The organism is Roseateles sp. P4_D2 (genome assembly GCF_056401875.1).
This window is the reverse complement of the sequence record NZ_JBFUIM010000003.1, coordinates 29442-51959: the sequence shown is the minus strand read 5'-3', so window position 1 is coordinate 51959 and position 22518 is coordinate 29442. Positions and strand designations below refer to the sequence as shown.

Here is a 22518-nt window from a genome sequence, read left to right as displayed (position 1 = left end):
CCTCGCGCGCAGCGTGAGGTCCGCATTCCGGCGCAGCCAAAACGCCGGCGAGCACTTGTTCATGTGAGCGCCATGGACTTTGCAAGCTACCGCCGCCACGACGCAACCTCGCTGGCCTCTGAGGTGGCGGCTGGTCGGGTCAGCGCAGAAAGCCTGCTCGACCTGGCGCTCGCAAGGCTGGCCGAAGTCCAACCCCGGCTCAACCCTGTCTGCCGGCTGATGGAGGCCGAGGCCAGAACTCAGTTGGCGCGTGGCGTCGGCACCGGCCCACTGGCCGGTGTGCCCTGCCTCATCAAGGATGTGGCCGAGGACTACGCCGGCGTGCCGACCAGTTGGGGCAGCCGGGCGCTGGCCGCACTGCCGCCGCCGCGCGAGCACGCGCATGTCGTGCGGCGCTTGCTCGACGCCGGACTCGTCATCTTCGGCAAGACCAACGCGCCCGAACTGGGGCTCAAGGGCGTCACCGACCCGCTGGCCTTCGGCCGCAGCAGCAATCCGTGGGACGTGAAACGCACACCGGGCGGCAGCAGCGGCGGATCGGCAGCAGCGGTCGCGTCCGGTGTCGTACCCATGGCCGCCGGCAACGATGGCGGCGGCTCGATACGCATTCCGGCCGCGTGCTGCGGGCTCGTGGGCCTCAAACCTTCTCGCGGCCGCGTGTCTGTGGGCCCGGGCTCCGGCGAAGTCTGGTTCGGCGCCTGCAGCGAGGGCGTCATCTCGCGCAGCGTGCGCGACACCGCCCTGGCACTGGACATTCTCAGCGGCCCCGAGCCCGGCGACGCCGTCGCCCTGCCCGCGCCGGCCACGCCCTTTGTCCATCAGCTGCGCTCACCGCTGCGCCGGCTGCGCATCGCCTGGTGCGCCGATTCGCCGATTGGCGAGCCGGTGCACGACGAGGCCCGGCTCGCCGTGGAGCGAAGCGTGTCGCTACTGAAAGGCCTCGGCCATGTCGTCGAGCCGGCCCGCCCCGACATCGATGGCCGCACGCTGGCCAACAGCTTCCTGCATATTTACTTCGGTCAGGTGCCGGCCACGCTGAGCCGCGCGGTCGCCCTGGGTGGCCGCGAAGCCGACTTTGAGCCGTTGACCCGTCTCATCGCCACGCTCGGCCGCGCCACCAGCGCCGAACGGCTGACGCTGGAGCTGCTGCGCTGGAACGACTACGCCCGCAGCTTGGCCGCCCTGCACGCGCGCTACGACCTCTACCTGACGCCGACGCTGGCCTCGCCACCGGTGCTGCATGGCACCGGCGACCCGCCGCCGCTGCAGATTGCCGTGCTGGGCGCGCTGCGCGCCTCGGGGCTGCTGGGCCTGCTCAAGCACGCCGGCCTGCTCGATGGCGTCGTGCAGCAGATGGCCACCGACAGCCTGCGCCATGTCCCCTTCACCCAGCTCGCCAACCTGACGGGCACGCCGGCGATCTCACTGCCGCTGCACTGGACGGCCGACGGCCTGCCGCTGGGCGTGCAGTTCGTTGCAGCGCCGGGCGAAGACGGGCTGCTGCTGCAACTGGCCGCGGAACTGGAAGCCACCCAGCCCTGGTTCGACCGGGTGCCTAGCTGAAGCGCACCGAGGCCTCGAACCCCGGCTCGGCATTGCGCAGCTCCAGCCGGCCGTCATGCGCTTCAGCCACCAACCGGCACAGGCACAGGCCCAGGCCCACACCACCCACATGCCGCGTGCGCGCGGCGTCCGGCCGGTAGAAGGGCTGGCCCAGCTGAGGCAGGGACTCGGGCGGCACGCCGGCGCCGAAGTCACGCACCGTCAAGCGCACGCCCGTGCCTTCGCGAGCCAGCCTGAGCTGCACGGCACCGCGGCTGGCATCGTTGTGGCGCAACGCGTTCTGGACGAGATTGCGCAGGCACAGCTGCACACGCAGGCGATCCAGCCTCAACGGCGGCAGATCGGGCTCGACATGCAACTCCACGCCGGGCTGGGCATGCTCCTGCGCCAACGCGCCGAGGTCGCAGTCCGACAGCTGCAGCGCGCTGTGCCCGCTGCCCAGGCGCTCGCTCTCCAGCAAGGCCGTGATGAGATCGCGCATCTGCGCCAGCTCGCCCAGCAGCGCGTCGCGTGACTCGCCCTCGCCCACCATCTCGGCGTGCAGGCGCGCGCGCGTCAGCGGGCTGCGCAGCTCGTGGCTCATGGCCAGCAGCAAGGCGCGCTTGCCGTCCAGCATGGCCTGGATGTCGGCGGCCATCTGGTTGAAACGCAGTGCCAGGTCACCGATCTCGTCGCTGTGGATCACGGGCACACGGTGCGAGAACTCACCGCGGCGGAAGGCCTCGGCGCCGATGGCCAGCGCATGCAGCGGCCAGACCATGTGGCGGATCATGCCGAAGGCCAGGCCCGTGACCACGAATAGCGCCGGCACGGCCCAAAGCAGGCCGTAGGCGCTGCCCATCGACATCCACAGAATGGTGCTGCTGATGCAGGCTAGCAGGATGAAGATGGCGATCAGCCGCGCACCGAGCGAATGCTTGAAGCGCTTGTGCTGGTGATGCCAGCGCTGGTGCCAGCGATGGCGCACACGCCAGCGGTATTCCCAGTCGCGGTTCATGCGCCGGGCGCGCTTGGCCCGCTTGCGTTCCCAGCGCTCGCGCCAGCGGTGGTCGTAGGCGTGGGGTTTCATGGTTTGCCTGGCAATGCGAAGCAATAGCCGGCGTTGCGCAGGGTCTTCAGGGCCACCAGCGGCTCAAGCTTGCGGCGCAGGCGGCTCACCAGGATGTCGACGGCCCGGGTGAACAGCTCGGCTTCCTGGCCACGCAGCCGGTTCAGGATGTCGTCGCGCGAGAAGACCTTGCCCGGCTCGCGGGCCAGCATCACGAGCAGCTCGTATTCGGTGCCGGTCAGCTCGACCAAGCCACTCGCGCACAGCACCTCGCGGCGCGTGGTGTCGATCTCGAGGCCCTCGAAGCACAGCTTGGCGGAAGGCTGAACCACGCTCGGGGCAGCCGCCGATACAAAGCGCGTGCGGCGCAGGATGGTCTGCAGCCGTGCCGCCAGTTCGCGGGGCTCGAAGGGCTTGGGCAGGTAGTCGTCGGCGCCCAGCTCCAGCCCGACGACCCGGTCGGTCAGATCGCCGCGCGCGGTCAGCATCAGCACCGGCATGTCGCGCCAGGCCTCGCTGCTGGCACGCAGCTGTTTGCAGAACTCGAAGCCGTCCATCTCGGGCAGCATGCCGTCGAGGATCAACGCGTCGAAGCGCTCGGCCGCCAGCCGCGTCAGCGCGATGCTGGGCCGCGTGACAGCCTCGAGCTGGAGGTCGAAGCGGGCAAGGTATTGCGTCAGCGGCCCGGCCAGGGCCTCGTCGTCGTCGATCAGCAGCAGTCTGTGCATGTCGCGATTATTCGGCCCGCACCAGGGTGATGGCTCGCTCGGGACAGGTGCTGACGCAATGGCCGCAGGCTTCGCAGGCGGCGGCATTGGGCGTGAAGGCCTGCTCCCAGCCGTGGGCCATGCCCCGGAGCTTGCCGAACAGGCTCAGGGACTGGCGCTGCTCGGGTGCCAGCTTGCCCAAGGTGAACACGTTGAAGGGGCAGACAGCGACGCATTCGCCCTTGCCCTCGCAGCGGTTGCGGTCGATGTGCGGCACAAAGCGGCCGCGGGGCTGCTTGCCGCAGTGGACATCCATCACGCCGCGTCTCGCCGCTCATGCCGGCCGAAGCGCCGCATCATGAAGCGCAGCACCTGACGCTGCTCGTTGTCCAGCGAATCGAAGAAGTCGGCAAAGGCCGTGACAAGGCCGGGGCCGGCGGCGCGCAGCGCATCCAGCTTGGCGTCCAGCAGTTGCTGCGCCGGCTCGCGGGCGAATTGCTCACCGGCGAACAGGCCCGCCACCTCGGGGCCGCGGGCCAAGCCCCTCATCGTGTCGCGCTGGTGCTGGAGCTGCTCAAGCCAGGCGCCGAGCTTGCGGTGCTGCTCGGCGTCCAGGTCCAGCTTGGCGCCGACTCGGTTGAGAAGGAGGTGGGCGAAGCCATCAGCATGGCGGCCGAAATGATGGCCGTGATGGCCGTGGCCAAAGTGGTGGTGGAACTTGTGGTGGGCGTGCCAGCGACGAAAAAAGTTCATGGTGCTGCTCCGTGGGGCGCTCGAGGCCCGTGGTTGGGATGGCGCTCATGTTTGCGGTTAGCCCGCGCCAGAGCATCTCGACGCGGTATCGCCGGGTATCGTTTTGTTTCGCCCGGGGCCGGGGAGGCTGTGCGCCCTTGTCACAGCTGAAGCTGCAGACGCGCTGATCGGCGCGGAGGCCGCGCGAGTGCGGCCCCCTACAATCGCAGACCCCCGAAAAGCCCTCTTTTCGCCCCAGCTTCACAGCGGGCGACGCCGCGATGACCGAACTTGCCAAGTCCTTCGAACCCGCCGCCCTGGAAGCCCATTGGGGCCCCAAGTGGGAAGCCGCCGGCCTGTATGAGCCGACGCTGGACCCGGCCAAGCCCTCGTTCAGCATCCAGCTGCCGCCGCCCAACGTGACGGGCACGCTGCACATGGGCCATGCCTTCAACCAGACGGTGATGGACTCGCTGACGCGCTACCACCGCATGAAGGGCGACAACACGCTATGGGTGCCGGGCACCGATCACGCCGGCATCGCGACGCAGATCGTCGTCGAGCGACAGCTGCAGGCTGCCGGCACCAGCCGCAAGGAACTCGGTCGCAAGAATTTCGTCGCCCGCGTGTGGGAATGGAAACAGCAATCCGGTGACACCATCACCGGCCAGATGCGCCGGCTTGGGGACTCGGTGAGCTGGGGCCATGAGTACTTCACGATGGATGAAAAGCTCTCGACCGTCGTCGTCGAGACCTTCGTGCGGCTTTACGAGGAAGGCCTGATCTACCGCGGCACTCGCTTGGTGAGCTGGGATCCGGTGCTGCAGTCCGCCGTGTCCGATCTGGAGGTGAACTCCGAAGAGGAAGACGGCTCGCTGTGGCATATCCGCTATCCGCTGGCAGACGGTTCGGGTTCGGTCGTGGTGGCCACCACGCGACCTGAGACCATGCTGGGTGACGTGGCCGTCATGGTCCACCCAGAGGACGAGCGCTATGCCGCCCTGATCGGCAAGCTCGTGAAGCTGCCGCTGACCGACCGCGAGATCCCTGTCATCGCCGACGACTACGTGGACCGCGAGTTCGGCACCGGCGTCGTCAAGGTCACGCCGGCGCATGACACCAACGACTACGCCGTCGGCCAGCGTCACAACCTGCCGATGATCGCGGTGCTGGACCTGCAGGCCAGGATCAACGACAACGCCCCCGAGACCTACCGCGGCCTGGACCGCTTCGTCGCCCGCAAACGCGTCGTCGCCGACCTGGAGGCGCAAGGCCTGCTCGTCGAGGTCAAGAAGCACAAGCTGCAGGTGCCGCGTTGCGAGCGAACCGGCCAGGTCATCGAGCCGATGCTGACCGATCAGTGGTTCGTTGCGGTCACCAAGCCCAGCGCCGACGGCAAGAGCATTGCCGACAAGGCGATTGCCGCCGTCGAGACCGGCGCGGTCAAGTTCTACCCCGAGCAGTGGGTCAACACCTACAACCACTGGATGGGCAATCTGCAGGACTGGTGCATCTCGCGCCAGCTGTGGTGGGGCCACCAGATCCCGGCCTGGTACGGCACGGGCGGCGAGCTCTTCGTCGCGCGCAGCGAGGATGAGGCGCAGGCCCGCGCCAAGGCCGCCGGCTATCTGGGCGAGCTGACCCGCGACCCCGACGTGCTGGACACCTGGTACTCGTCGGCCCTGGTGCCCTTCTCGACGCTGGGCTGGCCGCAGAAGACGCTGGAGCAGGAACTCTTCCTGCCTTCCTCCGTGCTCGTCACCGGCTACGACATCATCTTCTTCTGGGTCGCCCGGATGATCATGATGACGACGCACTTCACCGGCCAGGTGCCCTTCAAGGACGTCTACATCCACGGCCTGGTGCGCGACTCGCAGGGCCAGAAGATGAGCAAGAGCGAGGGCAATGTGCTGGACCCGGTGGACCTGATCCAGGGTGTCGACCTCGACACGCTGATCCAGAAGTCCACCACCGGCCTGCGCAAGCCCGAGACGGCGCCCAAGGTCGCAGCCCGCGTGAAGAAGGAGTTCCCCGAAGGCATGCCGGCCTATGGCGCCGATGCACTGCGCTTCACGATGGCCAGCTACGCGAGCCTGGGCCGCAACATCAACTTCGACACCAAGCGCTGCGAGGGCTATCGCAACTTCTGCAACAAGCTCTGGAACGCAACCCGCTTCGTGCTGATGAACACCGAAGGCCAGGACTGCGGCCTCGCGCACGACCAAGGCGCCTGCCCGCCTGGCTACAACAAGTTCAGCCAGGCCGACCGCTGGATCACGAGCGAACTGCAGCGCGTCGAAGCGGCCGTGGCCCAGGGCTTTGCCGAGTACCGCCTCGACAACGTCGCCAACGCCGTCTACAGCTTCGTCTGGGACGAGTACTGCGACTGGTATCTGGAAATCGCCAAGGTGCAGATCCAGACGGGTGACGAGGCCCAGCAGCGCGCCACGCGCCGCACACTGATCCGCGTGCTGGAGACGACGCTGCGCCTGCTGCACCCCGTCGCGCCTTTCATCACCGAGGAGCTGTGGCAGACCGTCGCCCCTGTCGCCGGCCGCAAGGCGACCGACTTCATCGGCCAGGCGCCCTACCCTGTCGCCCAGCCCGAGCGCATTGACCCGGCCGCCGACGCCTGGATGGCCCAGCTCAAGGAAGTGGTCGGCACGACCCGCAGCCTGCGCAGCGAGATGAACCTCAGCCCCAGCGACCGCGTGCCGCTGCTGGTGGGTGGTGACTTGTCCTTCCTCAGCGAGGCCGCGGCCGTGCTGAAGATGCTGGCCAAGCTGGCGGCCGTGGAGCTGATCGCCGACGAGGCCGAGTTCGCCAAGCAGAGCGCGACGTCACCGGTGCTGCTGCATGGCGCCGCGAAGCTGGCCCTGAAGGTCGAGATCGACGTGGCCGCCGAGCGCGCCCGCTTGACCAAGGAAGCGACTCGCCTGGAAGGCGAAATCGTCAAGGCCGAGGCCAAGCTGAGCAATGAGGGCTTCGTCGCCCGCGCGCCGGCTGCCGTCGTCGAGCAGGAGCGTGCCCGCGTGGTGGGCTTCAAGGAGACGGTGGCGCGCCTGCACGAACAGCTCAAGCGCCTGCCGCCTCAGTAATAGTCGATGGCCACCTTGGATGTGGCCTTCTTCTTGCCCTTGGCTGGGGCACCCAGCAGTTCGTCCAGGCCGCGCGCCACCGCCCAGGCGGCGCGCACGCGCGACTCCCGCGTCGTGCCCGCCAGCCGCGGCGTCACCTGCAGCGTGGCGATGCCGTGCAAGGGCCGCCCTGCCTCCAGCCAACCCGGTTCCAGGCTGTCGAACCACGCGGCTCGCAGCTTGCCGTTGCGCAGAGCCCGGCCCAGGGCCGCCTCGTCGACGACGCCGGACTGGCTCAGGCCGACCAGGACCTGGCCTGCGCGCACGTTCTCCAGCTGACGGTCGCCGAGGAGGCCGCGAAAGCGCGGGAAATAAGGCAGCAGCAGCACCAGGCCGTCGCTGTGCTCGACCAGCTCGCTCAAGGAAACCGAATCGATGCCCCAGCGTGCCCAGGTCGCGTCGCTCGGATGCAGGGCCGGGTCATAGCCGATGACCCGTGTACCGAAGGCATGCAGCAGCTGGGTCAACACCTGCGCCGTCGGTGTCAGGCCCAGCACGCCAATCGTCGAACAGCCCAGCTCCCGCCCCACCTTGAGGCCGTCGCTGCCCTCGATGGGCACCCGCCTGAGCAGGCTGAGCAGGGCACCGACAGCGAATTCCGCCTCGGCGCTGGCCGTGGAAGCCTGGGAGCGCACGACCTCCACGCCCGCCTTGCGGCAGGCCTCGATGTCGATGTTCTCCGCGCCGCCGCTGGCACGGCCGATCGCACGCAGTCCCGGCGCGCCGCGCAGCAGTTCGGCATCGATGCGCACTTCGGGGGGCGCCACCAGGGCACGGGAGTTCTGCAGTGCCTCTACCAGGCCCTCCGGGTCACCCACGAGTTCAGGCGCAAAGCGGGCATCGTGGCGCTCGGCCAGCCATTGCACCACCTCGGCTTCCAACGGTTCAAGGATCAGGACTGTCATTGTTTGTATGTGCCCGACTCAGGGGTCAGACCGTCACAACCCCCGTGACACAATCGTTGCGACCCTGTCAACCCAGTGTATGCCCATGGCTTCTTCGTCCAAATCGCCGATCACCAAGGCCATCTTCCCGGTGGCCGGGCTCGGCACCCGCTTCCTGCCGGCCACCAAGGCCCAACCCAAGGAGATGCTGCCGGTTGTCGACAAACCGCTGATCCAGTACGCGGTGGAAGAGGCCTATGCCGCCGGCGTGCGCGAGATGATCTTCGTGACGGGCCGCCACAAGCGCCCCATCGAAGATCACTTCGACATGACCTTCGAGCTCGAAGTGGCGCTGGAAAAGTCCGGCAAGCAGGACCTGCTGGACGTGGTGCGCTCGGTCAAGCCCGACGACATGGAATGCATCTATGTGCGCCAGGCCCAGGCCCTCGGCCTCGGCCACGCCGTGCTGTGCGGTCAGCGCCTGGTGGGCAACGAGCCCTTCGCCGTGCTGCTGGCCGACGACCTGATGGTGGGCGAAACCCCCATCCTCAGGCAGATGGTCGAGCAGTTCGCCGACTGGCGCGCCTCCATCCTCGCCGTGCAGGAAGTGCCGCCCGAACACACCCGCCGCTATGGCATCGTCGCCGGCACCCAGGTCAACGACCACCTGATGGACGTGAACCGCATCGTCGAGAAGCCCGCGCCCGAAGACGCACCCTCACGCCTGGGCGTGGCCGGCCGCTACATCCTGACGCCGGGCGTCTTCCACGAGATTGCCAACCAGCCGCGCGGCGTGGGCGGCGAGATCCAGCTGACCGACGGCATTGCCGGCCTGCTGCGCCGCGAGAAGGTGTTTGCCTACCGCTATGACGGCAAGCGCTATGACTGCGGCAGCAAGGAAGGTTTCCTGCAGGCCAACGTGGAACTGGCCCTGGCCCACCCGCAGCTCGGCCCGGGCTTCAAGGAATTCCTGCAGGGCCTGAATCTCTAAGCTTTGCGGGACAGACCGCCCGAGCGTAGCGAGTAGCTCTGTCCCCAACTGACTCAGGATTGGCTTTGCGGGACAGACCGCCCGAGCGCAGCGAGTAGCTCTGCCCCTAACTGACCAGGGCCTGCTCAGCGCCTGCGCAGCACGTGGATGAACTCGTCGCCCGACGAGTTCTGTTCCACCAGTTCGTTGCCCGTCTGGCGCGCAAAGGCCTGGAAGTCGCGCATCGAACCCGGGTCGGTCGCCACGACGCGCAGCAACTCGCCGCTGAGCATTTCGGCCAAGGCCTTCTTGGCTTTCAGGATGGGCAAGGGGCAGTTCAGGCCCCGCGTGTCGATCTCGCGTTGGACGTCCATGGCCTCATTCTCGCTTCAGGTCGAGCCATTGGGGTTCGATGCCTTTGCTGCGCAGCCAGGTCGCCAGCGCCTGGCCGGTGCCCTGCGGCCAACAGCGCACGTTCTCGGGTGCAATCAGCTTGTACTCCGCCAACTCAGGCGACAAGCGGATCTCGCCACGCGCCGCCGCATGGTAGGCAATGATGATCTGGTTCATGCGCTGGAAGTCCCAGACGCCCAGCAGATTCAGGCTGTCCACCTCCAGCGAGGTCTCCTCGGCGATCTCGCGACGGATGCCCTCCTCCGGCGTCTCGCCAGACTCCATGAAGCCCGTGATCAGGCCAAAGAAGCGCCCCGGCCAGGCCGCGTTGCGGGCGAGCAGCACCTGGCCGTCGCGGTCCGTGCATTCGATGACGGCGGCCAGCACCGGCGTCGGATTGTTCCAGTGCGTGAAGCCACAGGCCGGGCAGCGCAGGCGTTCCTTGTCGCCACCGTCCTCGGCCTGCGTGATCCAACCCAGCTGCGTCGCGCAGACGGGACAGAACTTGTAGTCCGTCATGCAGGAAACACGCCCGTCGACAGATAACGGTCGCCGCGGTCGCAGACGATGAAGGCGATGGTCGCGTTCTCGACGCGGCGCGCGATCTGCAGCGCCACCCAGCAGGCGCCGGCTGACGAGATACCGGCGAACAGGCCCTCCTCACGGGCCAGGCGGCGCGCCATGTCCTCGGCGTCGCTCTGGCTGACCAGCACCAGTTCGTCCACGCCGCTCGGGTCATAGATCCTGGGCATGTAGGCCTCGGGCCACTTGCGGATGCCGGGGATGCGCGACCCTTCGGCCGGCTGGGCGCCGACGATGCGCACGGCGGGGTTCTTTTCCTTCAGAAAGCGCGACACGCCGGTGATGGTGCCCGTCGTGCCCATGGCGCTGACGAAATGGGTGATGCGCCCGCCGGTGTCCTTCCACAGCTCGGGGCCAGTGGTCTCGTAATGGGCGCGCGGGTTGTCGGCATTGGCGAACTGGTCCAGCACGCGGCCCTTGCCTTCGCCGGCCATCTGCTCGGCCAGGTCACGGGCGTACTCCATGCCACCGGTCTTGGGCGTCAGGATCAGCTCGGCGCCGAAGGCCTTCATCGTCTGGGCGCGCTCGATGGACAGGTCCTCCGGCATGATCAGCACCATGCGGTAGCCGCGGATGGCCGCGGCCATCGCCAGCGCGATGCCGGTGTTGCCCGAGGTCGCCTCGATCAGCGTGTCGCCTGGCTTGATCTCGCCGCGCTCCTCGGCGCGCTTGATCATGCTGATGGCGGGCCGGTCCTTCACGGAGCCGGCCGGGTTGTTGCCCTCCAGCTTGGCCAGGATCACATTGCCGCGTGCATCGTCGCCGAGCAGTCGCTGCAGGCGCACGAGGGGGGTTGCGCCGATGACGTCTTCGAGGGTCGGGTAGCTCATGGGCGACGATTGTGGCAGCGGGAACAAAGTCGAGCCTTGTCGAGTGCATAATCTGCCCCTCGCGTGCAAAGCGCGATGCTGTTTCCGACGGGCCCGGGTGGCGAAATCGGTAGACGCAGGGGACTCAAAATCCCCCGCCGCAAGGTGTGCCGGTTCGAGTCCGGCCCCGGGCACCAGGCGAAACAGCAGCCGGCTTGTGCTGGCATACTCAAAACGACAAGCACCGGCCCTCCCGGTGCAGGCGCCCTCCCCGGGCGCAAGCCGCGCGATCCATGCCCCCACTGCCTTCAGTCACCAAGGCCTTCATCCTGGCCTGTGTCGGTGCCTTCTGCTTTTTCTACCTCTTCCCGGGATTGGCCTATTGGTTCCAGCTGTGGCCGCTGAACTCGGGCTTCTTCATGCCCTGGCAGCTGCTGAGCTATGCCTTCCTGCATGGCAGCTTCGAGCATCTGCTGTTCAACATGCTGGGCCTGTGGATGTTCGGCGGCGAGCTGGAGCGCGTCTGGGGCGCGCGGCGCTACACGCAGATGCTGGTGGCCAGCGCGCTGAGCGCCGCCGTCGTGCAACTGATATTCACCTGGGTCATCGGTGCCCAGTCCCCCACCGTCGGGGCCTCCGGCGCGATCTTCGGCCTGCTGCTGTCCTTCGGCATGCTGTTCCCCAACCGCATCATCGTGCCGCTGATCCCGCCGATCCCGATGAAGGCGAAATACTTCGTCGCCATCTTCGGCGGCCTGGAACTGATCCTGGGTTTCAGCGGCAGCAGCGGCATCGCCCACTTCGCCCACCTGGGCGGCATGCTGGGCGCGTGGCTGTTGATCCGCCACTGGCGCTCGCCGCGGCGGCGCGGCTAGAGGCCTTCTTTCGGGGTCGGGTAGCGCAGCGCCAATCGCAGCTCGCGCCTGAGACGGGCATTGCTCAACCGGCGTGATTCGCTCCAGAAACTCAGCTGCATGGCACTCATGGTTTGGGCTGCTTCAGCACGCGTGATGCGCACGGGCCGCGGCAGACCACCGAGGTCGGCGGCCAGGTCGAAGTAGTCGCCCATCAGCAACTGGCTGTCGTCGCAGACATTGACGGCGCGCTGCGGCAGGCCGCGCAGCAGCGCCAGCAGGCAGGCCTGCGCCAGATCATCGGCATGGATGTGGTTGGTGTAGACATCCTCCTCCCGTCTCAACACCGGCGTGCCCCGCGCCAGGCGCTCGCGCGGGTGGCCCCCTTCGCGGTCGCGTGCATAGATGCCGGGAATGCGCAGCAGGCTGACACGCGTGCCGTGACGGCGACCAAAGGCGCGCAGCTGGGCCTCTGCATCGACACGTCGGCGGGCACGGTCGGTCGCCGGGTTCAGTGCCCGCGTCTCGTCGATGAAGGCACCACCGCAGTCGCCATAGACGCCGGTCGTGCTCGCGTAAACCAGCGCCGCGGGCGGCTTGCACGCGAGGGCAGCGAGCAGATGGCGGGTGCGCAGATCCGCCTCGCCGTCACGGGCCGGTGGCGCGAGATGCAGCACGAGCTCGGCCAGTCCTGCCAGGCGCGCCAGCGTCGCCGCGTCATCGAGATTGCCAACCAGCGGGACGGCTCCTGCGGCCCTGAGCTCCGCTGCACGGCTTGCGCTGGACGTCAGTGCAAGAACCCGCCAGCGGCCCGCGAGCAGCTTCAGGACGCGCAGGCCGACGTCGCCGCAGCCAATGATGAGGAGTCGTGGGGTCAAACCGGCCTCGGGCAAAATGGCGGGCAGTCTACGGCCCCGGAAATGTCTGCGGGGCCGCTGCTTTTTGGAAGCCATGTCCCATCAGATCACCATCCAGCCCGCCGGCCGCGTCTATCAGACCGAGGGCGATGACACCCTGCTTGCCGCCGCCATCCGCAATGGCGTAGGCCTGCCTTATGGCTGCAAGGACGGCGCCTGCGGCTCCTGCAAGAGCAAGCTGCTTGAAGGTGCCGTCATCCACGGCAACCACCAGCCCAAGGCGCTGACCGCCGAGGAAGAGGCCGCCGGTTATGTGCTGACCTGCTGCGCCCGGCCGCAGACCGACTGCACCGTCGAGGCCCGCACGGTGCCTGGCGCCGGCGAGTTCCCGGTGCTGAAGCTGCCCAGCCGCGTCATCGCCATACTGCGCCCGGCGCCCGACGTGGCGGTGCTGACGATGCAGCTGGCGGCCAACCAGAACTTCCAGTTCCGCGCCGGCCAGTACGTCGAGTTCATCCTGCGTGACGGCTCGCGCCGCAGCTACTCGATGGCCAATGCGCCGCATAGCCTGCCGGGCCAGATCGAGCTGCACATCCGCCACATGCCCGGCGGCAAGTTCACCGACCATGTCTTCGGCGCGCTCAAGGAGAAGGACATCCTGCGCATGGAAGGGCCCTTCGGCAGCTTCTTCCTGCGCGAGGACAGCGACAAGCCCATCGTGCTGCTGGCCAGCGGCACCGGCTTTGCACCCATCAAGGCCATCATCGAACGGGCCCGCCACATCGAGTCGAGCCGGCCCATGGTTTTGTACTGGGGTGCGCGCAAGCAGGCCGACCTGTATCTGAACGACTGGGCGGCGCTGATCGCCTCGGAATGGCCGCAGCTGACCTATGTGCCGGTACTGTCCGAGCCCGACGAGGGCTGGACAGGCCGCACGGGGTTCGTCCACCGCGCCGTCATGGAAGACTTGGCCGACATGACGGGCCATCAGGTCTACGCCTGCGGCGCGCCTATCGTGGTCGAGTCGGCGCAGCGGGACTTCGTCGCGCAGTGCAACCTGCCGGCGGAAGAGTTCTACGCGGACGCGTTCACGTCCGAAGCGGACAAGCACTGAGATGTTCGAGCCGCCGTGGACACCCGCTGCTGAACTGGTCGACGCGCTGAAGCGCGATGGCGAGGCCGTGCTGGCGCCAAGTTCGCTTGGCGTGCTGGGCGCCTCTGCCGACGACCTCGACACCCTCAAGCCCTGCTGGGACGACCTGCCGCCCGATGGCTACCTGCGCGACGGCGGCCGCTACCGCTTCCGACGCCACGGCTGCTTCGTCGCCGACGGCGACACGCTGACTCTTCAGCCCCACCGCGCCCACTGGCAGCCGCTGGACTACAACGCGCTGCACGGCGGCATCCAGCGCTGGTTCGTGCCGCTGGCGCAGGAGATGGTCAATTCACCTGCCTGGACGGCGCTGCTGCTGGGGTTGGCGAAAACGGCGTCGGCACTGAAGGGCGAGCAGCCCTGGTTCATCGAGGCCCACCCCTTTCGCATTGACACCAGCGACGGCATCGGCCGCCCGACACCCGAGGGCGCCCACCGCGACGGTGTGGACCTTGTCGCCGTGCTGTTCGTCAGCCGCCATGGCATCAAGGGCGGCGAATCGCGGGTCTTCGACGCCGGCGGCCCGGCCGGCCAGCGCTTCACGATGACCCGGCCCTGGACGACGCTGCTGCTGGACGATGCCCGCGTGATCCACGAAACCACGCCCATCCAGCCCGTTGTGGCGGGCGAACGCGGCTGGCGCGACACCCTCGTCATCACATTAAGAGGCGGCGGATTCCAGGGTCCGTAGAATCCCGAGCGGCCACGCCAAAAGCGTGGCCGTTCTTCTACCTACTGCCGCGCCAAAAGCGCCGACCGTCATGAACCCGACCTCCCTCTTCGGCCTGCCCGAGCAGTCCCCGCACGAGCGCGTGCTGCTCGCCACCGACCCGGCCACCGGCCTCAAGGCCATCCTGGCCGTGCACAGCACCGCCCGCGGGCCCGCCTTCGGGGGCTGCCGCCTGTGGCACTACGAATCCGAAGCCGCCGCGCTGAACGACGCGCTGCGCCTGTCCCAGGGCATGAGCCTGAAGAACGCGCTGGCCGACCTGCCTTTCGGCGGCGGCAAGGCCGTCATCCTGAAGCCGGAAGGCGCCTTCGACCGCCCTGCCCTGTTCGCCGCCTTCGGCCGCGCCGTGCAGTCGCTGGCCGGTGCCTACATCACCGCCGAGGACGTCGGCACGACGACGGCCGACATGCGCGGCATGCAAGCCCAAACGTCCTTTGTCAGCGGCATCCCGCGCGAAGGCGCCTTCGGTGGCGACCCCAGCCCCAAGACGGCCTGGGGCGTGTTCGTTTCCATCCAGGCCGGCGCCCGCCTGGTGCTGGGTCGCTCGTCGCTGGAAGGCGTGCGCGTCGCGCTGCAGGGTCTGGGCGCTGTCGGTTGGCACCTGGCCGAGTTCCTGCACAAGGCTGGCGCCAAGCTGGTCGTGGCTGACGTGGACGCCGCCAAGGTCGAGCGCGCTGTCGCGCAATTCGGCGCCACGGCCGCCAGCGTGGCGGACATCCTGGCCGCCGACGTCGACGTGCTGGCGCCCTGTGCGCTCGGCGCTTCCCTGAACGAGAAGACGGTGCCGACGCTGCGTGCCAAGCTGATCGCCGGCGCGGCCAACAACCAGCTCGCCACGCCCGATGACGGTGACGCACTGCAGCGCCACGGCATCTGCTACCTGCCCGATTACCTGGTGAATGCCGGCGGCATCATCAGCGTGGCTCGCGAGTACCGCGGTGAGGGTGAAGAGACGGCCGTGATGGCCGAGGTGAGCAAGATCGCCGAGCGTGTCGAAGAGCTGCTGCAGCGCGTGCAGACGGCCGACTCGACGCCCGCTCGCGTCGCCGATGACTGGGCCCGTTCCAAGCTCGTCCGCCTGCCCTAAGTCCATCCCTGCAATGGCCGGGCGGTGGCGCCCGGCCAACATTTAGAGAGCCCTCTCAAGTCCAGGGTTTGTCTCGACCGGTTTGTCCTCATGGCGACACGGCGGCTGCGCACAATCTGCGCCGGTTACGCACGATTACCGGAGGCAAACCCTATGCGACGCACTACACGTCCAACCCGCGCGCTGCGCCCCTTGCTGGCAGGTATCGCCCTGCTGCCCCTGGCCCTGACGGCCCATTCAGCCGGCTACCGCTTCGGCACCCAGAGCGCCGCCGCCGAAGGCACCGCCAACGCGAACGCGGCTGAGGCCGCCGACGCCAGCACGCTGTTCGCCAACCCCGCCGGCCTCACGCGCCTGACGGGCTGGAACTTGTCCGGCGTCGTGGACTACGTCGACCCCAAGACCCGCTTCACCGACCAGGGCTCCTATATCTCCCTGCCCGGCTCCGGTCTGGCGCCGCGCTCGACGGGCACCGTCGGCGACACGATGAGCTTTGCCAAGGCCGCGGTCGTGCCCCATCTCTATGCCGCCTACAAGGCCTCCGACACGCTGGCCTACGGCCTCGGCGTCTTCGTGCCCTGGGGCACCAAGCTCGACTACCGAGCTGACTGGGGTGGCCGCTACAACCTGCAGAAGGTCGAGCTGAAGTCCATCTCGATCAACCCCAACGTCGCCTGGAAGACCTCGCCCGAGCTGTCGCTCGCGGCCGGCCTGAACATCCAGTACATGCAAGGCAAGCTGCGCCGCGCTGTGCCCTACGCCTCCGTCTACGCCGCCGGCCTGCTCAACGCCGCCCACCAAGCGGCCGCTGCTGGCGCGCCGGGCCTCGCGCTGCAACTGCAGCAGCAGGCCGCCACGGTCTTCGGCAACCCGGCCTATGACGGCTCCATCGCCGTCGAGGGCAAGGACTGGGGCCTGGGCTTCAACCTCGCCCTGCTGTGGGAGCCCGCTGCCGGCACGCGCATGGGCCTGAGCTACCGCAGCAGCGTCAGCCACAAGCTCAAGGGCAGCGCCGACTGGACCCAGCCCACCAACCTGCCCGCCGAAGTGCTGGCCGCCATCACCGCCAAACCCTACAACGGCGTCTCGGCCCTGGACCACAACGACTCCGACGTCAGCCTCTCGGTGCGCACGCCCGAGTCGCTGTCCATCCACGGCTTCCAGCAGCTGACGCCGACCATCGCCGTGCTCGGCGACTTCACGATCACGCGTGACTCGCGCCTGAAGCAGCTGCGCATCGATTTCGCGAACAGCACGGCCGACTCCACCACCGCCGAGCACTGGAAGGACAGCACCAAGGTCTCGGTCGGCGCCCAATGGCAGGCCCTGCCGGCGCTGCTGCTGCGGGCCGGCTACAGCAAGGATCTGTCGCCCGTGCCCTCGGCGACGCGCAGCCCGGCCCTGCCCGATGCCCACCGCACCTGGCTCGCCCTCGGCGCCAACCTTGCCCTGATGGACAACGCCAGCATCGATTTCTCCTTCGGCAAGGTGAAGCTCAAGGACGCGGCGATGAACGCGACCGATGACGGCGACGGCGAGCAGCCCTGCAACTGCGCCTACTCGACCGCACGCGGCAACTACGCCTCCAAGGCCACCATCTTCGGTGTCCAGTTCAACTACAAGTTCTGAGGAGGCGACACATCATGGATCGCCGCAGTTTTCTCCGCCGCAGCGCCGCGCAAGCCGGCGCCCTGATCACCGCCTCCACCGCCCTGTCCAGCCTCGTCGGCTGCGGCGGCGGTGGCGATGCGGGCGCGCCCATCGAGCCCTTGCCCGCCACCTTCCCAGGCAGCAGCACACCGCTGCCGACGACGGCCGCCGCGAGTGGCACGTTCAAGTTCCCGCAATCGGTGGCCTCGGGCGACCCCAAGCCCGACGGCGCCGTGCTGTGGGCCCGCGTCGTGCCCAGCAGCGCCGATGACGTAACCAGCGCCACGGGTGGCGGCAGCTACAACGTGACACTGAAGATCAGCAGCGCCGCCGGCAATGCCGCCCTGCTCGGCACGACCTCGACACTGGCGGGCACGGCCGACGCTACCGCCGACGTGCCGGTCTACGAGTTCTACGACCACACGCTGCGCCACCGCATCAGCGGCCTGCAGCCAGCCACCGTCTACTACTACCAGTTCACTGCCGGCAGCAGCGTGTCGCGCATCGGCCGCTTCAAGACGGCGCCCGCGGCTGACACCGATATCAGCGCGCTGAACTTCGCCTTCGTGTCCTGCCAGGACTGGAACGTGAACCACTGGGCCGGCATGGACATGCTGGCCACGGAAAACATCGATTTCATCGTCCACCTGGGCGACTACATCTACGAGGCCGTCGGCGCCGACTACCAGGCCGGTGGCGTCGAGAGCGCGCACGCCGCGCTGACCCTGCCCAACGGCACAGCCCTGCCCACCGGAGGCAAGTACGCGACGACGCTGGGCGACTACCGCTACCTCTACAAGCGCTACCGCACCGACCGCCGCCTGCAGAACCTGCACGAGCGCTTCGCCTTCGTGGCCGTCTGGGATGACCACGAGTTCAGCGACGACTGCTGGCAGGACCGCGAGACCTACGACAACGGCACGTTCAACGCGACGACGCAAGTCGGCGACAACACGGCCCAGACCTCGCGCCGCCTCGCGGCCAACCAAGCCTGGTTCGAGAACATGCCGGCCGACATCAGCTTCACGCTGGACCCGGGCCAGGGCATCACCGGCATCCGCATCTACCGCGACCTGAAGTTCGGCAAGCTGATGCACCTGGTCATGACCGACCAGCGCCTGTACCGCGCCGACCACCTGATCCCCGAGGCCGCGCCCAGCCCGCTGACCGGCCAGGCCGTCGGCAGCATCGGCGCGCGCTACATGGTGCCGCAGGCGACGCTCGCCGGCGTCGAGGCCGCCAAGCTGGCCGCTGGCGCGTCGCTGCCCGACCCGCTGGCCCTCGTCAGCATGCTGGGCGGCGCGCAGCGCCAGTGGTGGGTGCAGACGATGGCGGCGTCCACCGCGCTGTGGAAGATCTGGGGCAACGAGGTTTCGCTGCTGCGCATGGGCATGGACGGCAACAAGATCCCCGGTGCGCCGGCAGCCTTCAAGGCCAAGTTCGTGCTGAACGCCGACCAGTGGGACGGCTTCAACGCCGAGCGCAAATACCTGATGGGCCAACTGCTGAGCAAGGGCGTGAAGAACGTCGTGGCCGTCACCGGCGACATCCACGCCTTTTATGCCGGCGTCGTGATGGCCGACTACGACGCCGCCACGCAGGTGCCGGCGATGGTCGACCTCGTCACGGCAGGCGTGTCCAGCAATTCCAACTTCAGCTATTTCTACACCGAAGCCAGCAAGCCGACCTTTGCCGCGCTGAAGCCGCTGGTGGCCACGAGCGAGGCCGAGTCTGAAGGCATCGCCATCCAGATCCTGAGCGCGGCCATCGCCATCGCGGCGGGCGTGACCGACCTGACCAACACGGCGGCCATCCAGGCTGCCGTGCAGGGTGCCGTCCTGGCTGGGCTGGTGCCTGCCGCAGCCTTCGCGCCGACAGCGTCGCTGTCCAAGGCCGTCATCGTCACCTTCGACGAAACGCAGGCTGGCACCATGGGCACCATCATCGCGGGCACGATCGCGGGCCTGGCAGCCGCCGGCAAGTCGGTCGCGGCGATGACGCTCTACGGCCTGATCCAGCAGAAGCTGGCCGCGGCCCTGGGCATCCCGGCCAACTCCGTGCCGGCGTCCGAGATCGTCAAGCGCCTGAAYCCGTTTGCAGACCCGACGACGGCCGTTGCGCCGCCTGTCAACAACCCCTGGATCAAGCATGTCGACAGCGACGCCCAGGGCTATGCCGTCGTGTCACTCAGCAAGACCGAGTTGATCTGCACGTTCAAGAAGATGGCACGCCAGGTCGGCGGCACGGCGCCGGCGTCGCCGGTGGCCGCCGTCAGGACGGTTCGCGTCGCCGCTGGCGTGACGGATGTGGCCGTGATGGCCGGACTCTGACGCGGCCGTCCGCACGAATCAGAACGCCCGGCAATGCCGGGCGTTTTCCTTTGCCGCGCCACGCAGCTGGGCACCTGTGAGGCGTGCTTAGACTCCCGCATGCCTCTCTACCGCGTTCTGGTCATCGGCGGCTACGGCTTCTTCGGGCGCCGTCTCGTTGAACGGCTGGCCCGCAGCCCCGGCCTGCACCTCATCGTGGCGGGTCGATCCGCCGCACAAGGCCTGGCCCTGGCGGATGCGTTGCGCGGGGCGGCGCGCGCGCAACTGAGCTGCGCCACGCTCGATGCGGATGCACCGGCTTTCGCCGACGACCTCAAAGCGCTGGCGCCTGACATCACCGTGCACACCTCGGGCCCGTTCCAGGGCCAGCGGTATCACGTCGCTCAAGCCTGCATGGCCGCTGGCGCGCACTACATCGATCTGGCTGACGGCCGGGATTTCGTGGTCGGCATCAGCAGCCTGAACCAGGCCGCGCTGGACCGTGGCCTGAGCATCATCAGCGGCGCGAGTTCCGTGCCTGCCCTGTCCGATGCAGCAGCTCGCCATCTGGCGCAGGGACTCACCCGCGTCGACCACATTGACATCGGCATCAGCCCGGGCAACCGTACCGAACGAGGCCTGGCCACGGTGCGCGCCATCCTGAGCTACTGCGGCAAGGCCCTGCCGGCCGTGGACCACCGTCCCAGCTTTGGCTGGAGTGGGAGCCGGCGTCACCTTTATCCCGTGCCGGTCGGGAACCGGCTGCTGTCGCCTTGTGACGTGCCTGACCTCGCGCTGCTGCCCAAGCGCCATGCCGGCTGCCCGACGATCAGCTTCGGCGCCGGCCTCGAATTACCGCTCCTGCACCGAGGCATGAACGCCCTGGCGCTGCTGGCCCGGGTCGGCATCGTCAAGGACTGGTCGGCTCATGCGGTGGCCCTGAAGTGGCTCGGCGACCGGTTCAGCGGCCTGGGGTCGAACGCGGGCGCCATGCATGTCTGTGTCAGCGGGGAAACTGCTGAAGGCATCAGGCGCAGTCGCACCTGGCATTTGGTTGCTACTCACGGCGATGGCCCCTTCGTCCCCACGCTGGCCGCTGCGGCGCTGATCCGCAAACTGCAGCACGGCGACGCATCGCTCGCAGGCGCCCAGCCCTGTGTGGGCCTGCTGTCGCTGCAGGACTTCGCACGAGAATCCGAAGGCCTGCGCATCGACATGAACGAATCGCCCAGCATCGACGCCCTGAGCCTCTACGAACGCGTGCTGGGCGCCAGCTATTCACAACTGCCAATGGCGGTGCAGCGCTTCCATCGGCTCGCGGGGCACACCGTCTTGAACGGCTGGGTGCAGACACAGGCGCCGAGTTCGCTGCCGGMCCGGCTGCTGGCCTTCTGCCTTGGGACGCCACGCCGTGCCAGCAGCGGCCCGCTCAGCTTCGAGCTCGACGCCAGCGCGGAGGCCGAACGTTGGACGCGCCACTTCCCGACGCGGACCATGACATCACGAATGCGGCTGGTGGCCGGCAAGATCCAGGAGAAGCTCGGGGCTGCCCGGCTGACTTTTGGCTTGAGCGTTGCCGATGGCCGGCTGAGGATGGAGCTTGAAGGCCTGCGTTTCATGGGCCTACCGTGCCCGCGATGGCTGATGCCGCAGGTGGTGGCCGAGGAAACCGGCAAGGACGATCAGCTGCACTTCCGCGTCGCCGCCGGCCTGCCGCTGCTGGGCACCGTCGCGGCCTATGACGGCCATCTCGAACTCGGTCCGGCGCAGGCCACTTCATGATCATCGTGTTCGATGCCCAGTGCCTGCTCTGCAACGGCTGGGTGCAGTTCATCCTGCGGCATGACAGCAAGGCCCGCTTGCGCTTTGCTTCCATCCAGGGCGCCGCGGGGCGGCGTCTGCTGGCCGCAGAGGGGCTGGTGCCCGAAGGCCTGCAGACATTTCTGCTCGTCGATGGCCCTCGCGCGTGGCAGCACACGGCAGCCATATTTCGCGTGCTGCATGCGCTGGGCTGGCCCTGGCGCCTGGCCTGGATCGCATGGCTGATCCCGTCCATCGTCCGAGATCCGTTGTACCGCCTGGTCGCCAGGAACCGCTACCGGCTGTTCGGGCGCTCGGCCCTCTGCATCCGCCCGCAGCCTGAGCATGCGGCCAGATTCCTCGACTAAAAAAACGCCCGGCAGTGCCGGGCGTTTTTTCTAGAGCGGTTCGGAACCGCTTATTCGCCCAGGTAGGCGGCGCGCACCTTCGGATCGTTCAGCAACGCTTGGCCCTCGCCCTCCATCGTCACCTCGCCCGACTCCATCACATAGCCGCGGTTGGCCAGTTGCAGCGCGCGGCTGGCGTTCTGCTCGACGAGCAGGATGGTGACGCCCTGCTGGTGGATGTCGTTCACGACCTCGAAGATCTTGTCCACCATGATGGGCGACAGGCCCATGGACGGCTCGTCCAGCAGCAGCACCTTGGGTCGGGCCATCAGCGCGCGGCCCATGGCCAGCATCTGCTGCTCGCCGCCGGACATCGTGCCGGCCAGCTGCTTGGCGCGCTCCTTCAGGCGCGGGAACAGGCCGAAGACCTTGTCCATGTCCGCCTGAATCTCGCCATCCTTGCGGTTGTAGGCGCCCATCTGCAGGTTCTCGGTGATGGTCATGCGCGTGAAGGTGCCACGGCCCTCCGGCACCATGACCAGGCCCTGCTTGGCCAGGTCCCAGGCGCCCTGACCCTTGATGGGCTTGCCGAGGTATTCGACGCTGCCGGCCGCCACTGGCTGCAGGCCGGTGATCGCCTTCAGCGTCGTCGTCTTGCCGGCGCCGTTGGCGCCGATCAGCGACACCAGTTCGCCCTCGCGCACCTCGAAGCTGACGCCCTTGACGGCCTGGATGCCGCCGTAGGCGACCTTCAAGCCAGAAACCTTGAGCAGGGTTGCTGCCATACCTATCACTCCAAATCGTGCGTTGACCAAGCGGCACCCGTGGAACTGGCTTTGCCAGGCCACTGGGTGCGCTCCCTTGAGGGGGCTGAAGCCGGACACAAACGGCTTGCCGTTTGTGCCT

At 68.0% G+C, this 22518-nt stretch carries 21 protein-coding genes, 1 tRNA gene and 1 pseudogene; 13 read left to right on the top strand and 10 right to left on the bottom strand.

Features of this window, described 5'->3' with window-relative positions:
- Positions 1-72 precede the first annotated feature (72 nt).
- Positions 73-1563: an amidase gene (locus AC1DW0_RS06105; protein ID WP_056196317.1), complete on the top strand. Its 1491-nt coding sequence runs from the start codon at positions 73-75 to the stop codon at positions 1561-1563.
- Here the strand turns inward: AC1DW0_RS06105 and AC1DW0_RS06100 are convergent.
- The 4 genes from AC1DW0_RS06100 to AC1DW0_RS06085 are packed head-to-tail and all read right to left on the bottom strand — an operon-like array spanning position 1556 to position 4071.
- Positions 1556-2632, bottom strand: coding sequence for a HAMP domain-containing sensor histidine kinase (locus AC1DW0_RS06100; protein WP_056196314.1), 1077 nt, complete (start codon positions 2630-2632; stop codon positions 1556-1558). The genes AC1DW0_RS06105 and AC1DW0_RS06100 overlap by 8 nt on opposite strands.
- Complete coding sequence (locus AC1DW0_RS06095) at positions 2629-3339, bottom strand: response regulator transcription factor (protein ID WP_056196311.1); 711 nt, start codon at positions 3337-3339, stop codon at positions 2629-2631. Before AC1DW0_RS06095 ends, AC1DW0_RS06100 begins: the two co-directional genes overlap by 4 nt.
- A 7-nt stretch (positions 3340-3346) precedes the next feature.
- Complete coding sequence (locus AC1DW0_RS06090) at positions 3347-3634, bottom strand: 4Fe-4S binding protein (protein ID WP_056196309.1); 288 nt, start codon at positions 3632-3634, stop codon at positions 3347-3349.
- A complete protein-coding gene (locus tag AC1DW0_RS06085; protein ID WP_056196306.1) occupies positions 3634-4071 on the bottom strand; it encodes a hypothetical protein in 438 nt (145 codons plus the stop codon). Before AC1DW0_RS06085 ends, AC1DW0_RS06090 begins: the two co-directional genes overlap by 1 nt.
- A 260-nt stretch (positions 4072-4331) precedes the next feature.
- Here AC1DW0_RS06085 and AC1DW0_RS06080 point away from each other — a divergent pair, with 260 nt between their 5' ends.
- Positions 4332-7148, top strand: coding sequence for a valine--tRNA ligase (locus AC1DW0_RS06080; protein WP_056196304.1), 2817 nt, complete (start codon positions 4332-4334; stop codon positions 7146-7148).
- Here the strand turns inward: AC1DW0_RS06080 and AC1DW0_RS06075 are convergent.
- Positions 7142-8092: an NAD(P)-dependent oxidoreductase gene (locus tag AC1DW0_RS06075; protein ID WP_082532597.1), complete on the bottom strand. Its 951-nt coding sequence runs from the start codon at positions 8090-8092 to the stop codon at positions 7142-7144. The two genes, AC1DW0_RS06080 and AC1DW0_RS06075, sit on opposite strands and share 7 nt — an antisense overlap.
- Before the next feature lie 79 nt (positions 8093-8171).
- On the opposite strand from AC1DW0_RS06075, the gene galU reads away from it, so the two are divergent.
- Positions 8172-9062: a UTP--glucose-1-phosphate uridylyltransferase GalU gene (galU, locus tag AC1DW0_RS06070; protein WP_056196296.1), complete on the top strand. Its 891-nt coding sequence runs from the start codon at positions 8172-8174 to the stop codon at positions 9060-9062.
- A gap of 125 nt (positions 9063-9187) precedes the next feature.
- On the opposite strand, the gene AC1DW0_RS06065 is transcribed toward galU, so the two are convergent.
- The 3 genes from AC1DW0_RS06065 to cysM are packed head-to-tail and all read right to left on the bottom strand — an operon-like array spanning position 9188 to position 10846.
- Positions 9188-9415 carry a sulfurtransferase TusA family protein gene (locus AC1DW0_RS06065; protein WP_056196293.1) on the bottom strand — a complete coding sequence of 76 codons (228 nt, stop codon included), beginning with the start codon at positions 9413-9415 and terminating at the stop codon, positions 9188-9190.
- Positions 9416-9419: 4 nt separating this feature from the next.
- A complete protein-coding gene (locus tag AC1DW0_RS06060) occupies positions 9420-9953 on the bottom strand; it encodes an NUDIX hydrolase (protein WP_056196289.1) in 534 nt (177 codons plus the stop codon).
- The gene (gene cysM, locus AC1DW0_RS06055; protein ID WP_056196288.1) at positions 9950-10846 is read right to left on the bottom strand and encodes a cysteine synthase CysM; all 897 of its coding nucleotides are present in this window, start codon (positions 10844-10846) and stop codon (positions 9950-9952) included. Before cysM ends, AC1DW0_RS06060 begins: the two co-directional genes overlap by 4 nt.
- Positions 10847-10937: 91 nt before the next feature.
- Between cysM and AC1DW0_RS06050 the strand changes: the two genes are divergently transcribed.
- Positions 10938-11022: transfer RNA gene (locus AC1DW0_RS06050), tRNA-Leu, on the top strand.
- Positions 11023-11118: 96 nt separating this feature from the next.
- Positions 11119-11700 carry a rhomboid family intramembrane serine protease gene (locus AC1DW0_RS06045; protein ID WP_056196285.1) on the top strand — a complete coding sequence of 194 codons (582 nt, stop codon included), beginning with the start codon at positions 11119-11121 and terminating at the stop codon, positions 11698-11700.
- Here the strand turns inward: AC1DW0_RS06045 and AC1DW0_RS06040 are convergent.
- Positions 11697-12632: an NAD-dependent epimerase/dehydratase family protein gene (locus AC1DW0_RS06040; RefSeq protein ID WP_082532596.1), complete on the bottom strand. Its 936-nt coding sequence runs from the start codon at positions 12630-12632 to the stop codon at positions 11697-11699. The two genes, AC1DW0_RS06045 and AC1DW0_RS06040, sit on opposite strands and share 4 nt — an antisense overlap.
- Here AC1DW0_RS06040 and AC1DW0_RS06035 point away from each other — a divergent pair.
- The 8 genes and pseudogenes from AC1DW0_RS06035 (at position 12631) to AC1DW0_RS06000 (ending at position 21633) form a co-directional block, all read left to right on the top strand.
- Positions 12631-13650 (top strand): CDP-6-deoxy-delta-3,4-glucoseen reductase, encoded by a 1020-nt coding sequence (locus tag AC1DW0_RS06035; protein WP_056196279.1) that lies wholly within the window; start codon positions 12631-12633, stop codon positions 13648-13650. The genes AC1DW0_RS06040 and AC1DW0_RS06035 overlap by 2 nt on opposite strands.
- 1 nt (position 13651) lies before the next feature.
- Positions 13652-14380 carry a 2OG-Fe dioxygenase family protein gene (locus AC1DW0_RS06030; RefSeq protein WP_477945170.1) on the top strand — a complete coding sequence of 243 codons (729 nt, stop codon included), beginning with the start codon at positions 13652-13654 and terminating at the stop codon, positions 14378-14380.
- Positions 14381-14450: 70 nt separating this feature from the next.
- Complete coding sequence (locus tag AC1DW0_RS06025; protein WP_056196274.1) at positions 14451-15506, top strand: Leu/Phe/Val dehydrogenase; 1056 nt, start codon at positions 14451-14453, stop codon at positions 15504-15506.
- A 153-nt stretch (positions 15507-15659) separates the two neighbouring features.
- Positions 15660-17135, top strand: a complete 1476-nt coding sequence (locus AC1DW0_RS06020) for an OmpP1/FadL family transporter (RefSeq protein WP_477945169.1) — start codon at positions 15660-15662, stop codon at positions 17133-17135.
- Between the two features lie 14 nt (positions 17136-17149).
- Positions 17150-19486 carry an alkaline phosphatase D family protein gene (locus tag AC1DW0_RS06015; RefSeq protein WP_477945168.1) on the top strand — a complete coding sequence of 779 codons (2337 nt, stop codon included), beginning with the start codon at positions 17150-17152 and terminating at the stop codon, positions 19484-19486.
- Positions 19487-19585: 99 nt separating this feature from the next.
- Positions 19586-20698, top strand: a pseudogene (locus AC1DW0_RS06010) (saccharopine dehydrogenase family protein); the annotation flags it as partial.
- Positions 20681-21247 carry a DUF4166 domain-containing protein gene (locus AC1DW0_RS06005; RefSeq protein WP_477945338.1) on the top strand — a complete coding sequence of 189 codons (567 nt, stop codon included), beginning with the start codon at positions 20681-20683 and terminating at the stop codon, positions 21245-21247. The pseudogene AC1DW0_RS06010 and the gene AC1DW0_RS06005, both read left to right, overlap by 18 nt.
- Positions 21244-21633, top strand: coding sequence for a thiol-disulfide oxidoreductase DCC family protein (locus AC1DW0_RS06000; RefSeq protein WP_056196267.1), 390 nt, complete (start codon positions 21244-21246; stop codon positions 21631-21633). The genes AC1DW0_RS06005 and AC1DW0_RS06000 overlap by 4 nt, the downstream gene beginning before the upstream one ends.
- 50 nt (positions 21634-21683) lie before the next feature.
- Here AC1DW0_RS06000 and AC1DW0_RS05995 read toward each other — a convergent pair whose 3' ends face one another.
- Complete coding sequence (locus AC1DW0_RS05995; protein ID WP_457323587.1) at positions 21684-22397, bottom strand: ABC transporter ATP-binding protein; 714 nt, start codon at positions 22395-22397, stop codon at positions 21684-21686.
- Between the last annotated feature and the right edge of the window lie 121 nt (positions 22398-22518).

Bases quoted from the DNA above. Each gene is read 5' to 3' on its own strand.
- AC1DW0_RS06105 (WP_056196317.1), top strand. From the start codon at position 73: ATGGACTTTGCAAGCTACCGCCGCCACGACGCAACCTCGCTGGCCTCT.
- AC1DW0_RS06100 (WP_056196314.1), bottom strand. From the start codon at position 2,632: ATGAAACCCCACGCCTACGACCACCGCTGGCGCGAGCGCTGGGAACGC.
- AC1DW0_RS06095 (WP_056196311.1), bottom strand. From the start codon at position 3,339: ATGCACAGACTGCTGCTGATCGACGACGACGAGGCCCTGGCCGGGCCG.
- AC1DW0_RS06090 (WP_056196309.1), bottom strand. From the start codon at position 3,634: ATGGATGTCCACTGCGGCAAGCAGCCCCGCGGCCGCTTTGTGCCGCAC.
- AC1DW0_RS06085 (WP_056196306.1), bottom strand. From the start codon at position 4,071: ATGAACTTTTTTCGTCGCTGGCACGCCCACCACAAGTTCCACCACCAC.
- AC1DW0_RS06080 (WP_056196304.1), top strand. From the start codon at position 4,332: ATGACCGAACTTGCCAAGTCCTTCGAACCCGCCGCCCTGGAAGCCCAT.
- AC1DW0_RS06075 (WP_082532597.1), bottom strand. From the start codon at position 8,092: ATGACAGTCCTGATCCTTGAACCGTTGGAAGCCGAGGTGGTGCAATGG.
- galU (WP_056196296.1), top strand. From the start codon at position 8,172: ATGCCCATGGCTTCTTCGTCCAAATCGCCGATCACCAAGGCCATCTTC.
- AC1DW0_RS06065 (WP_056196293.1), bottom strand. From the start codon at position 9,415: ATGGACGTCCAACGCGAGATCGACACGCGGGGCCTGAACTGCCCCTTG.
- AC1DW0_RS06060 (WP_056196289.1), bottom strand. From the start codon at position 9,953: ATGACGGACTACAAGTTCTGTCCCGTCTGCGCGACGCAGCTGGGTTGG.
- cysM (WP_056196288.1), bottom strand. From the start codon at position 10,846: ATGAGCTACCCGACCCTCGAAGACGTCATCGGCGCAACCCCCCTCGTG.
- AC1DW0_RS06045 (WP_056196285.1), top strand. From the start codon at position 11,119: ATGCCCCCACTGCCTTCAGTCACCAAGGCCTTCATCCTGGCCTGTGTC.
- AC1DW0_RS06035 (WP_056196279.1), top strand. From the start codon at position 12,631: ATGTCCCATCAGATCACCATCCAGCCCGCCGGCCGCGTCTATCAGACC.
- AC1DW0_RS06040 (WP_082532596.1), bottom strand. From the start codon at position 12,632: ATGGCTTCCAAAAAGCAGCGGCCCCGCAGACATTTCCGGGGCCGTAGA.
- AC1DW0_RS06030 (WP_477945170.1), top strand. From the start codon at position 13,652: ATGTTCGAGCCGCCGTGGACACCCGCTGCTGAACTGGTCGACGCGCTG.
- AC1DW0_RS06025 (WP_056196274.1), top strand. From the start codon at position 14,451: ATGAACCCGACCTCCCTCTTCGGCCTGCCCGAGCAGTCCCCGCACGAG.
- AC1DW0_RS06020 (WP_477945169.1), top strand. From the start codon at position 15,660: ATGCGACGCACTACACGTCCAACCCGCGCGCTGCGCCCCTTGCTGGCA.
- AC1DW0_RS06000 (WP_056196267.1), top strand. From the start codon at position 21,244: ATGATCATCGTGTTCGATGCCCAGTGCCTGCTCTGCAACGGCTGGGTG.
- AC1DW0_RS05995 (WP_457323587.1), bottom strand. From the start codon at position 22,397: ATGGCAGCAACCCTGCTCAAGGTTTCTGGCTTGAAGGTCGCCTACGGC.